General features: G+C 30.5%; 10 protein-coding genes. 1 reads left to right on the forward strand and 9 read right to left on the reverse strand.

The features are described from left to right. Position 1 precedes the first annotated feature (1 nt). A complete protein-coding gene (locus tag D2A34_RS02820; RefSeq protein WP_119365653.1) occupies positions 2 to 1,435 on the reverse strand; it encodes a putative bifunctional diguanylate cyclase/phosphodiesterase in 1,434 nt (477 codons plus the stop codon). 384 nt (positions 1,436 to 1,819) lie between these two features. On the opposite strand from D2A34_RS02820, the gene D2A34_RS02825 reads away from it, so the two are divergent. Further along, the gene (locus D2A34_RS02825; RefSeq protein ID WP_079441852.1) at positions 1,820 to 2,419 is read left to right on the forward strand and encodes a tyrosine-type recombinase/integrase; all 600 of its coding nucleotides are present in this window, start codon (positions 1,820 to 1,822) and stop codon (positions 2,417 to 2,419) included. A 200-nt stretch (positions 2,420 to 2,619) separates the two neighbouring features. On the opposite strand, the gene D2A34_RS02830 is transcribed toward D2A34_RS02825, so the two are convergent. The 8 genes from D2A34_RS02830 to chvE all read right to left on the reverse strand — a co-directional run bounded on the left by D2A34_RS02830 (position 2,620) and on the right by chvE (position 12,242). Continuing rightward, on the reverse strand, positions 2,620 to 4,326 hold the full coding sequence (locus tag D2A34_RS02830) for a methyl-accepting chemotaxis protein (RefSeq protein ID WP_119365654.1): 1,707 nt from the start codon (positions 4,324 to 4,326) through the stop codon (positions 2,620 to 2,622). Between the two features lie 419 nt (positions 4,327 to 4,745). Continuing rightward, a complete protein-coding gene (gene hydG / locus D2A34_RS02835) occupies positions 4,746 to 6,164 on the reverse strand; it encodes a [FeFe] hydrogenase H-cluster radical SAM maturase HydG (protein WP_079441855.1) in 1,419 nt (472 codons plus the stop codon). 145 nt (positions 6,165 to 6,309) lie between these two features. After that, on the reverse strand, positions 6,310 to 6,561 hold the full coding sequence (locus D2A34_RS02840) for a TM1266 family iron-only hydrogenase system putative regulator (RefSeq protein ID WP_079441867.1): 252 nt from the start codon (positions 6,559 to 6,561) through the stop codon (positions 6,310 to 6,312). Between the two features lie 281 nt (positions 6,562 to 6,842). After that, a complete protein-coding gene (locus D2A34_RS27625) occupies positions 6,843 to 6,998 on the reverse strand; it encodes an ArsR family transcriptional regulator (protein ID WP_119365655.1) in 156 nt (51 codons plus the stop codon). Positions 6,999 to 7,063: 65 nt separating this feature from the next. Beyond that, complete coding sequence (locus tag D2A34_RS02850; protein WP_119365656.1) at positions 7,064 to 7,897, reverse strand: DegV family protein; 834 nt, start codon at positions 7,895 to 7,897, stop codon at positions 7,064 to 7,066. 374 nt (positions 7,898 to 8,271) lie between these two features. Beyond that, positions 8,272 to 9,489, reverse strand: coding sequence for a multiple monosaccharide ABC transporter permease (gene mmsB / locus D2A34_RS02855; RefSeq protein WP_079441861.1), 1,218 nt, complete (start codon positions 9,487 to 9,489; stop codon positions 8,272 to 8,274). An 11-nt stretch (positions 9,490 to 9,500) separates the two neighbouring features. After that, positions 9,501 to 11,036 (reverse strand): multiple monosaccharide ABC transporter ATP-binding protein, encoded by a 1,536-nt coding sequence (mmsA, locus tag D2A34_RS02860; RefSeq protein ID WP_079441862.1) that lies wholly within the window; start codon positions 11,034 to 11,036, stop codon positions 9,501 to 9,503. Positions 11,037 to 11,102: 66 nt separating this feature from the next. After that, positions 11,103 to 12,242: a multiple monosaccharide ABC transporter substrate-binding protein gene (gene chvE, locus D2A34_RS02865; protein WP_079441863.1), complete on the reverse strand. Its 1,140-nt coding sequence runs from the start codon at positions 12,240 to 12,242 to the stop codon at positions 11,103 to 11,105. Positions 12,243 to 12,378 lie beyond the last annotated feature (136 nt).

A 12,378-nucleotide genomic window follows, 5' to 3' on the forward strand; every position in this document is an offset into this window, starting at 1 on the left:
GTTATCTATATCGCTTTATATAGTTATTGTGGTTTTTCAATAAATCCTCCATTTGCTGCCAGGGAAGTGGTTTACTAAAATAAAACCCTTGAAATATGTTGCATCCTAACTCAAATAATAACTTCATCTGCTCTCGTGTTTCCACACCTTCAGTAATTATCTTATACTTTAAATCTTTAGATAAGTTAACAATATTTTTTATCAAAACTTTATTTTTATAGTTCTCAATATTGTCAATAAATGTTTTATCTATTTTTAGTGTGTTAATTGGAATATCAACTAAGTAACTTAGTGAAGAGTATCCTGTTCCAAAATCGTCAATTGCTATATTAACCCCACTATTCATAAGTTCATCTAAGACCTGTACTCTTTCTTTGCAGACATCTATCAAAGTTCCTTCTGTTATCTCTATTTCAAATAAGTTAGGATGAATATTATGTTTAAAACAATAGTTTAGTAAAGTATCTTTAAAATCTATTTCTCTCATTTGAATTGGCGATATATTAACGGAAATATTATTAAATTTATAACCTTTCTCTCTCCATTTAGATGCTTGTTCCAATGCTTTATCTATTACCCAATCACCAATTTTAATTATGTATCCGGTCTCTTCAGCAATAGGGATAAACTCTGCTGGTGAAACAGATCCAAGTTTTTTATTATTCCACCTTAAGAGTGCTTCTATCCCTATGATCTCATTGCTTACTATGTTAATTTGTGGTTGGTAAAAAATATCTAATTCTCCTTTATTAATTGCATTTTCTAATTCATTCTTTATTAATACTTCTCTATAATAACTATCTAATGTTTCATTACTAAAAAAAGTATACGTAGACTTTCCCATATTTTTGGACTTGTACATTGCAAAATCGCAGAATTTTAGCAGTTCATCAGCATTCAAACTATTATTAGGAAATATTGCTATTCCCATACTTACAGTAATCTGTATTTTTTCATTGAGTATTTTGAATGGCTTCTTTAACTCTCTATAAATTCTTCGGCATAAGTTCTCTATTTCTACTTCTGAATTGTATTCATAAACTATAATCGCGAACTCATCACCATTTAGTCTTGCTAAATCCGATTCTTTTCCAATGCAATTATAAAGTAATTCAGAAAATAGCTTTAAGATTGCGTCACCTACATTGTACCCCCAATTGTCGTTAATAACTTTACAATTATCAATATCAATGTAGATAACTGCTCCTTTTTTGTGGTTGATTTTATTCTTCTCTAACGCTAAATTAAGCTTCTCAAAAAAATACATGCTATTTGGAAGCTTGGTAAGTACATCATATTTATTAAGCATGTTAATATATTTTATCTCTATATTACTTTTTTCATTATTTATTCTCCCTTTTGTTTTACAAAGGATTTCCTTATTTCGCTCAAAACCATACTGTTTGTTTAAATTTAATACTTTGACCCTATTCATAAATAAATTCCTCTTTTAATTTAAGATTATCACGTACGCTGTTCTAAAATCATCACCTCATTTTACTTATATTATTTATTTCACAATAGTAAAACAGACTACGTTTGATGTAATTTTTTTCCTCTTGATTCTCTATATTAATCAACTATAATAATTATTGGAACATAATAAATATTTTGTATAATTTAACTACTTGATTTTCTCCTCTTTTAACCATAACTGACATATTTACACTCATTTTTAGCGTTAAAATATGACTTTATTTAACAACATACATTCGAGTTCCGCTTTTTTATACATTATTTACATATCTTGCAATGTATATTATAATAAAATTGGACAAAATATTTATAATGTATTATTGTTTTTCAAAGGGGAATATAAATGAGATCATCTAACGAAACTAAAATAAAATATTTAACACAAAAGGAAGCAATATCATTATTTAATGCAATAGAAACTTCTGGTAGTCTACATTCAACACGTGATTTAGCAATATTTAGATTAGCTTATAGATGTGGCCTTAGAGCTTCCGAAATTTCATTATTAAAATTAGAAAATTACAATACTCCTAAAGGAGAAATATACTGCCAAAGATTAAAAGGTAGTAAAAATAATACTATAAGACTTGATAAAAGAACAAAAAACGCCTTAGATAAATATATAGATGAATCCAATATTAAGTCTGAATCACAAACTATTTTTAAAAGTCAAAAAGATAATCCAATCTCACGACAAACACTAGATTATCTTACTAAAAAATACTGTTCATTGGCTCAAATAGAAGACAGGTCAAAACATCATTTTCATGCTATAAAACACACTACAGCCGTACATCTTGCAGAATGCGATATGGATATTAAAGAACTGCAATGGTGGCTTGGACATAAATCCGTATCTAATACAGAAATATACTTTCAATTCACTACAAAACAGCAGGACAGAATGTATGCTAAACTTGAGGGCAAAAGCGAAATGGTATAATTTCACAAATACAGTTAAATGAATTCGAGACATATTTAGAACTAAATATGTCTCGAATTCATTTAACTATAATTATGTTCATATGAAAATATGAAATCTAAAAATCACGTTTTTCTTAATTAAAAAAGCACAATATTTTCTTCAATAATTATATATATTTATTTTAAAAGATAACTTCATACTTCAAATTATCTTTATTATTAAACTTTAAACTTCTGTACCATTTCATTAAGCCTTTGCGCAAGTTCCGCTTGAGCATGTGCTGTTTCTGCCACTTGCTCTATTCCCTTAGTCGTCTCATCCATACTTTCTTTTATAGTATCTACTTGTTCATTAGATTTTTGCGCTGTAACAGCAACTTCCTGTACAACTTCACTAACTTGCCCTATGGTTGCCGTAATTTCTTCTGACATAGATGCAATTTCTTCTGACATTGTGCTAACAAAGCTAGAATCATTATAATATTGATTTCCGGTTTCCTTATAAGCATTAAATTGCTCATTAACTTCATTATTTATAAATCTTAATATATCATTTCCAGTGTCAATACTATTATTAAACGCATCCTGAACTTTTGCAATTGTTTCTTGAATAGCAGTAACTGCTTGCGATGATTGTTCTGCCAGTTTTCTTACTTCTTCAGCAACAACGGCAAACCCTTTACCTTGTTCTCCTGCCCTAGCCGCCTCGATAGCAGCGTTTAAGGCCAATAAATTAGTTTGCTCTGCTATCCCACCTATAGTATCAGCCATGATTTTAATGCTATCTACTACTTTTCCATTTTCAATAACTTGCAACATCTTATTTTCTTTTTCAGCATATAATTCTTTTGTTTGTTGTAAAGCCTTATTACTCTCTATCTGAACCTCAGTGGCTTTTTCCTTAGATTTATTGGCATTGCCACTGCCTTCCACTGCTCTTTCTGATAGTTCAACTATACTTGCGTTTATTTCTTCCACTGATGCACTCATTTCTTCTGATGCCGCACTTGATTCCTGCATACCTGCTGCAATTTTATTTATAGCTCCATCTATACTTACAGCTTTAGAAGCTAATTCTTCTGCCGTAGCTGAAAGTTCTTCACTTGATGCACTTATATCCTGTGAATTTTCCATAATTTCCTTAACTAATATATTTACATTTTCTTGAGCTTTATTTAAAGAAATACCGGTTTGTCCAAATTCGTCTTTTCTAGCAATCATTATTGGCATTGAAAAATCATATTTAGCTAATCTATCTGCATATTCCTTCATTTTATTAAGGGGCACAGTTATATTCTTTGATATAAACATTCCAAGTACTATTGCAATTGCAAATCCTGCTATTGTTAATATTGTCATAGTTGTATTAGAATTTTGATATATTAAATAAATATCATTATTAGCTACATCTGCCGCCGTCAAATTTATCCCTATAATTTTATCAAGGCTATTCATCATCTCATCTTCTATTGGCTGCATTGCAACAAATTGATTTTGGGCTTCTTTAAAATCATCAATATCTACAGCCCTTATTATCCCGTCTCTAGCTGCTCTGTATTTGGCCACATTACTTTTAAATTGTGAAAGAGCACTCTCTTCCTCAGGTGTCGACGCCAATTTTCCATATTCTTCTATATACTTATTATCTTCTTCTACCAATATATTAACAGTTTTCTTCGCCTGTTCTACTTTTGCTTTATCATCTTCATACATTATAGTTAAAATCTGCGCTTTGATTTCAGACATATTTGCTTTTATGGATAAGTTTTGTCTAACACTTTGTAAATTATTACTATACATTCCCTCAGCACTAATATTTACCTTTTTTAATGATAAACATCCAACACTTCCAACTATCCAGATAACTACTGCGACAGTTAAAAATGATAAGATTATTTTTAGCTTTACACTTTTTCTTAAGCTCATTTCTGTCAACCTTCTCCCTAGTAATTTAACTTTATAAACTAAATATTATTTAGCCTATTTTCTCCAAAAGCACTTTTCATTTATTAAAATTAAATCGAATAATATATATAATTTCATTATATTATATATATTAATACGTGTAAATCAATTCATAATATACCTGAATAAATTATATATAAATTGTAACTTAATAATACTCTACTTAATATTTTGGTGTTTAGTTTATATATTTGTCAATATATAATTGTACTGTATTTCGCATACCTGATAGTATTATACAAATTAAGAATATGAATAAAATTAAAAAGAAAGAGATTGTATTCATTTTTGCATAACTCTTGTGATTATGTAAAAATGAATCAATCTCTTAGCTAATTATTATAATAATCTTGTCTTTATTAAGATAAGGAAATTCTAAATTAGAATCTAAAATCACGTTTTCCTTCATTTAAATTTTCAAGATTTTCTATTACAATCTTTTTAACTTTTTCATTTGGAATATTAGGGATTTCATTTTTAATTACTTCTTCGCCTTTTTTCTTTGTATCTTCCGAAGCATAATCCTCTAAGTACTCTTTTAAAGTCATAAGTGCATTAGGCTGACAACAGTTTGCTATTTGGCCTGACTTTACAAGCTGCATAAATCTATCACCAGTTCTTCCTTCTCTGTAGCAAGCAGTGCAGAAACTTGGGATATGTCCCTTTTCAAGCAGCCAATTTACTATTTCATCTAAAGTTCTAGTATCACTTACATCAAATTGGGCTGAATTCTCTTCTTCCTTTTCTTTTTCCGCATATCCTCCAACACTTGTAGATGATCCTCCACTTATTTGAGAAACTCCTAATTCAAGTACTTTTTCTCTTGTTTTTTGAGATTCTCTTGTTGAAACAATAAGGCCCGTATATGGAACTGTAATTCTAAGTACTGCAACTATTTTAGCAAATATCTCATCTGAAATTGCATTAGTAAATTCATCTGGATTTATATCATCAGCTGGCCTTATTCTTGGCACACTTATAGTATGTGGTCCAACCCCCATAGCCGCTTCTAAATGCTCTGCATGCATTAAAAGACCAACAAAATCATATCTGTACATATTTAATCCATACAATACGCCAAGTCCAACATCATCAATTCCGCCTTCCATAGCTCTATCCATAGCTTCTGTATGGTAAGCATAATCGTGCTTTGGCCCTGTTGGGTGAAGTTCTTCATATGTCTTTTTGTGATAAGTTTCTTGGAATAAGATGTATGTTCCAATCTCTGCTTCCTTTAGTTTTCTATAATTCTCAACAGTTGTGGCTGCTATATTTACATTAACGCGTCGTATGGCACCATTTTTATGTTTTATGCTATAAATTGTCTTTATACTTTCTAATACATACTCAAGTGGATTATTTACTGGATCTTCTCCTGCTTCTAATGCAAGTCTTTTGTGACCAAGATCTTGAAGGGCAATAACTTCCCTTTCAATTTCTTCCTGAGTAAGTTTTTTTCTTGTTATATGCTTATTCTTATGGTGGTATGGACAGTAAGTACATCCATTTACACAGTAATTTGAAAGATATAAAGGAGCAAACATTACTATTCTATTTCCATAAAACTTTTGCTTAATTTCTTTAGCGAGCTTATATATTTTTTCGTTTTCCTCATCTAGTTCACATTCAAGTAAAACTGCTGCTTCTCTATGAGAAAGGCCTTTAAACTCTTTAGCTTTCTCTAAAATTTCATTAATTAGTTTCTTATTATTCTTATTTTGTTTAGCATATTCAAGACTTTCTAATATTTCTCCATCATCAATAAACTCTGTTGCTACTTTTGACTTAACATTATACATTTTCAACTCTTCTTTCTTTAATTGGATTTTGATTCGTTCTGATTATTTATCCAATTTAGGCATATGAAAGAAAATAACAACTCCAAAATAGACTAGAATATTGACTTGTTATTTTTTTCATTATGCCTTAGACAAGGACTAAACTTTACTTTCCAGTTTTTGAATACATTGTTTTCACATTTATACCTGGAATCATGCCTAACTTACCTGATAATGAACTGATCACATCATTTGTAGCATCTATTACGACACTTATTATTCCCACATTCTTCTCTCGATAAGGGATTCCCATTCTTCCAACCATATACTGTGAATATTCATGCAAAATACTATTAATCTTATCTGTTGAATTCATATCTTCTACTATAATCCCTATCAATGCAATTCTTGTCTCCATGCTAATTATTCCTTTCAAGAACAAAATATCTCTAGTTTTTGACGTACTAATTAACAATTATTGCTATCTAATTGTTATAGAAAAAATAAAAACCTGCATCCAAAAAGGCGCAGGGATAGTGTATCTCTATCTTATAATACCGCCTTGTCATTTGGGACGAACCCTCATGTATTTCAGAACGATTATTTCTTTGAAGTCTTTCTCCTTGGAATTCTCCTCAAAGTCAGACTATAATTTTATTTTAACACAAAGGTATGCTTTAGCAAAGCTTTCTCAACGTCCTACAAAAAAATAAGATTATTTAGAATAGTCATAAAATTTAAAGTATCATAGTTATTACAACCATGATACTTTAAATTATCAATGTGAATTACTATCCCAACTTGTTTTAACATCTTTAAATGATGCGAAATTGATGATCTAGAGTGAGGCATCATTTTTACTTTAAAAATAAAAATAGCTAATTTTATTTTATATAAACTCAGCTATTTTACCATTAAAATTAATAGCAGACTACAATCCCGCCATCATCAGCATATACTGTACTAAGTCCGCCCCCTTCAAAGATAATAATATCTTTAAAGTTATACTTACTTCCTATTTCATCTTTGAGCTTTTCTGCTTTTTCTTTTGCATTTACATGCCCTATCCCAAGAATTTTATTTTTGAAATCAGTACCTTCTTCACCTATTATTTCTATCAACCTATTGAATGCTTTTTTCTTTCCTCTTACTTGTTCCTTGAGAATAATTTCACCATCCTTTGCAGTCATAATTGGAACAATTTGCAGAAGTGATCCCATTAGTGCTTTAGCACTGCTTATCCTTCCGTTCTTAACCAGATTGTCCAACTTTTCTAAAACAAATAACGTCTTCATATTCTCTATGTATTGAGTAACTTGCTCTACAATTTGAGTATTATGCACTTTTTCTTCAATTAGTTGTTTTACTTTTAAAACAACTAAATCCGCTCCAGATACTGCTGTCTTACAGTCAAACACATGAACAAATCTACCTGTAAACTCTTCTTCTAACATTTCCTTAGCAATCATAGCACTATTGTAAGAACCACTTAGTTTCCCTGAAATAGTAACTATAAAATTATTTTCACACCTTTTTAAAGCTTCTAAAAAATCGTATGGAGATGGGCAAGCTGTTTTTATCTTATTTTTGCTATTTTTCATTTTCTGAAGTAATATGCTTCTCTCTAATTCTCGGTCTATGATTTCTTCATCATCAATTATAATTTTGAAAGGAATTCTCTCCATATACTCTTCATTTCCAAAAACTTCAGTATTAAAATCAACACAGCTGTCTACTATTATTCTAGTATTCATTTTATTCCCCCATATTATTTCATTTGTAGTTTTAATATTTTATCTATCAGTTTATTCAATTAACAATACTTATTTAAGTTAATTATAATTATCCACTAAATTATATATTAATTTTACTATTATTAATAGTTCTTTTTTATTAATCTATGCACATCTAGAATTAATTACTATAGCACTATTTAATATTTACACCTAACTATTCCTCTAATTCAGAATATCGAAATATTATATAATAAAAGACAAGTTCTGTGCTATATATAAATTATATAGCACAGAACTTGTCTTAATTAATTTACATCATTATTCAAAGTATTGTGTTTTAATTTCACCCTTATCCTATAGCTGCATGTAAGCAGTTATAGCTAAACTATGAGTTATTTCTTTTTCTTTGAATATAAGTCAAATACTACAGCGAATAATAATACAAATCCTTTAATAGCTTGTTGCCAGTTATTATCAACTCCCATTAATGACATACCATTATTAAGTACTCCCATTACAAGTCCCCCAACAACAGCTCCTAAAATTCTTCCAGTACCACCTGCTGTAGATGCTCCACCGATGTAACAAGCTGCTAAAGCATCTAATTCGAAGTTAACACCCGCTTTAGGTTGTGCTGAGTTAACACGAGCTGCATAAGCTAATCCAGCTAATGCTGCCATTAATCCCATATTTACAAATACTAAGAATGTAATTTTATCAACATTTACACCTGATAAAGCTGCTGCTTTTTTATTACCACCAACTGCATACACTTGTCTACCAAATACTGTTTTAGTAGTGATGAATGAGTAAATTGCTATTAATATTCCTGCTATTATTAATATATTTGGTATACCTTTATACGATGCTAGCACGAAAGTTCCACCCATGATTACTATAACTGATATTATATTTTTAGCATAAAACATTGAGTTATTATCAACACTAAAATTATACTTTTGAAGTTTCTTTCTTCCTTGTATATTGTTAAATACCATTATAACTGATAGTATCACACCAACGATTATTGCTGATCCTACTAAATAAACGTCTCCCATTTTAAAGTAGAATAGTGGCGGTATAAATCCAGATCCTAGATTTGCAAATTCATTTGGAAATGGTGCAATTGTCTTACCATTTAGCATTATCATTGAAAATCCTCTAAAGATTAATTGTCCCGCTAATGTTACAACAAATCCCGGAATTGCTTTATATGAAATCCAATATCCTTGTACTGCACCAACAGCTACACCTACTAAAAGTGATAAAACAACAGATACCACAGGATTCATTCCCTTATTAACCATAAGAACTCCTGCTATTGCTCCAACAAAGGCACAGACCGAACCAACTGCAAGATCAACAGTACCTACGATAACTACTAAAAGCATACCTACAGCAAGAATAAGTACATAACCATTTTGCTGAATTAGGTTTGTAATATTAAGTGGTTTTAACATAATTCCCTTAGTTAAGACTGAAAATATAAGTACTACTACCAATAATGCAACAAGCATACCATTGTCCTTCATAAATTTGTTAAATGTACTTTTTTCACCTTTTGCCTTTTCTTGGTTGTTATTGTTTGCTACAACTTTTGCTTCACTCATTTTACTACCCCCTATTTTGATGCAACAATTTTACTCATGATAACTTCTTGAGTTGCATTTTCTTTATCTAGTTCTCCAATTATTTTCCCTTCATTCATAACATAAATTCTGTCACTTAGTCCAAGAACCTCTGGTAATTCAGATGAAATTACAATAACAGCTTTTCCTTGAGCTACCAAATCATTTATAATTGTATATATTTCATATTTTGCTCCAACGTCAATTCCTCTAGTAGGTTCATCAAGAATTAATAAATCTGGTTCAGCATAAACCCATCTTGAAAGTACTACTTTTTGTTGATTACCACCACTTAAGTTTCCAGTAAGCTGTAATATACTCGGAGTTTTGATTTTCATTGATTTTCTGAATTCTTCTGCCGCCAAAATCTCAACTTGTTCATTAATAACACCATTATTAGATATTTTACCTAATGAAGCTATCGAAATATTATGACGTATATCATCAATTAGGTTTAAACCTGCTTCTTTTCTATCTTCAGTTACGTAAGCAATACCTGCATTAATAGCATCTTTAACTGTTTTAAGATGAATTTCTTTACCTTCTTTTAAAATGCTACCAGAAATCTTTTGTCCATATGTTCTACCGAAAATGCTCATTGCAAGTTCAGTTCTTCCTGCACCCATAAGTCCAGCAATTCCAAGTACTTCGCCTTTTCTAACTTTTATATTTACATTATCAACCATTTTTCTATCTGGATAATCTGGATGATATACATTCCAATCCTTTATTTCAAACATCACATCTCCGATTTTAGGAGTTCTTTTTGGATAACGGTCTGTAAGTTCACGACCAACCATCCCTTTAACAATTCTATCCTCTGATATTTGCCCTCCAGAGGCATCTAATGTTTCAATGGTAGCTCCATCACGTAGTACTGTTATAGAGTCACATACTCTTGAAACCTCATTTAATTTATGTGAAATCAAAATACATGTAATTCCTTGTGATTTTAACTCCAACATTAATTTCAATAAATTCTCACTATCGTCCTCATTTAATGAGGCAGTCGGTTCGTCTAGAATTAATAATTTTACGTTTTTTGATAATGCCTTTGCGATTTCAATTAATTGCTGTTTACCAACACCTAGTGTGTTAACAATAGTATCTGGATCTTCATCTAATCCAACTTTTTTAAGTAATTCTTTAGTCCTAATTCTTACTTCTTGCCAGTCAATAACTCCATGACTTGCAAGTTCATTTCCTATAAATATATTTTCTCCTATGCTAAGATATGGACTTAAAGCCAATTCTTGATGTATAATAACTATTCCATCAGCTTCACTGTCTTTTATGCCTTTGTATTTACATGCCTTCCCATTATATAGAATTGCACCTTCGTATGATCCATGAGGATATATTCCACTTAGTACTTTCATTAAAGTTGATTTACCTGCTCCGTTTTCTCCACAAAGAGAATGAATTTCTCCTGATTGCACTCTTAAATTAACATTATCTAGTGCTTTTACACCTGGAAATGTCTTTGTTATATTTATCATTTCAAGGATAATATCATTATCTTTTAACATACGCCACGCCCCTCCTTATTTGAATGATAGCGGACAGTATGCCCACTATCATTACTGTAACTAGTCTTATTTAGAAAGATTTTCTTCTTTTAAATATCCTGAATCAATTAGGACTTCTTTGTAATTTGATTTATCTACAGATACTGGTTGACATAAGTAAGATGGTACAACTTTTACTCCATTGTTGTAAGTTTTCTCATCATTAACTTCAGCTTTTTGACCTTTAATTGCTGCATCAATTGTTTTAACAGCTTGAGCTGATAGTTTTCTTGTATCTTTAAAGATTGTTGATGTTTGCTCACCTGCAATTATAGATTTAATAGAAGCTGTTTCGGCATCTTGACCTGTAATTACTGGCCATGGAAGATCTCCCGAACCATATCCAACACTTCTTAATGCTTCTACAATACCACGGCTTATACCATCATATGGAGATAATACAGCATCAACTTTTTTACCACCTGAGTAGTTAGCAGTTAATATATTTTCCATTCTTGCTTGTGCTAAAGCACCATCCCATCTTAATGTACAGATTTCATCAAATTTAGTTTGACCTGAAACTACAGTTAATTTCTTAGAGTCTATATATGGTTGAAGTACTTCCATTGCACCTTCAAAGAACATATGCGCATTATTGTCATCTGGAGACCCAGCAAATAATTCTACGTTATATGATTTTTGTGCATTTTTTAAATCTAATTTCTTTTCTATATATTGACCCATTTGGTTTCCTACAAGTTTATTATCGAAAGAAATATAGTAGTCTACATTTGCAGTATTTTTAATTAAACGGTCATAAGCTATAACAGGAATTCCTGCATCTTTAGCTTTTTGACAAACATCAGTTAAAGATTCACCGTCGATATTTGCAATTACTAAACCACTAACACCTTTTGTAATTAAGTTTTCAGCTTGTGATACTTGAGTTTCTACAACGTCTTCTGCATATTGAAGATCTGTATTATATCCAAGTTCCTTTAAGCTCTTTACCATGTCATTTCCATCATTTATCCAACGTTCAGATGATTTAGTTGGCATTAAAATACCAATTGTTTTTCCGCTTCCTGATCCCCCATCAGTTTTGCCTTGTGACTCTGTTTTAGAAGCATCTGAATCTCCACCTGGAGCAGTAGTTGTTACACCACATCCAGCTATGGAACCTACTAATGCCATTGATAATAACATTGCCATTAATTTTTTCTTCATAATATTTTCTCCCTTCAACTTCCCATTTTATTAATTTATATTTTCTTTTAACCTACTAAATAATTATCACTTCTGATAAATTAAATTCGATTAAAAGCTAATATTCTAAATTACTGAAGACAATATAGCTTTGTTC

It is taken from the genome of Clostridium chromiireducens (assembly GCF_003575225.1).
Taxonomy (GTDB): Bacteria; Bacillota; Clostridia; order Clostridiales; family Clostridiaceae; genus Clostridium; species Clostridium chromiireducens.

Excerpts from the sequence above, each read along its gene's own strand:
- mmsB (WP_079441861.1), bottom strand. The coding sequence starts at position 9,489 with ATGAGTGAAGCAAAAGTTGTAGCAAACAATAACAACCAAGAAAAGGCA.
- chvE (WP_079441863.1), bottom strand. The coding sequence starts at position 12,242 with ATGAAGAAAAAATTAATGGCAATGTTATTATCAATGGCATTAGTAGGT.
- mmsA (WP_079441862.1), bottom strand. The coding sequence starts at position 11,036 with ATGTTAAAAGATAATGATATTATCCTTGAAATGATAAATATAACAAAG.
- D2A34_RS02850 (WP_119365656.1), bottom strand. The coding sequence starts at position 7,897 with ATGAATACTAGAATAATAGTAGACAGCTGTGTTGATTTTAATACTGAA.
- D2A34_RS27625 (WP_119365655.1), bottom strand. The coding sequence starts at position 6,998 with ATGATGCCTCACTCTAGATCATCAATTTCGCATCATTTAAAGATGTTA.
- D2A34_RS02825 (WP_079441852.1), top strand. The coding sequence starts at position 1,820 with ATGAGATCATCTAACGAAACTAAAATAAAATATTTAACACAAAAGGAA.
- D2A34_RS02830 (WP_119365654.1), bottom strand. The coding sequence starts at position 4,326 with ATGAGCTTAAGAAAAAGTGTAAAGCTAAAAATAATCTTATCATTTTTA.
- D2A34_RS02840 (WP_079441867.1), bottom strand. The coding sequence starts at position 6,561 with ATGGAGACAAGAATTGCATTGATAGGGATTATAGTAGAAGATATGAAT.
- D2A34_RS02820 (WP_119365653.1), bottom strand. The coding sequence starts at position 1,435 with ATGAATAGGGTCAAAGTATTAAATTTAAACAAACAGTATGGTTTTGAG.
- hydG (WP_079441855.1), bottom strand. The coding sequence starts at position 6,164 with ATGTATAATGTTAAGTCAAAAGTAGCAACAGAGTTTATTGATGATGGA.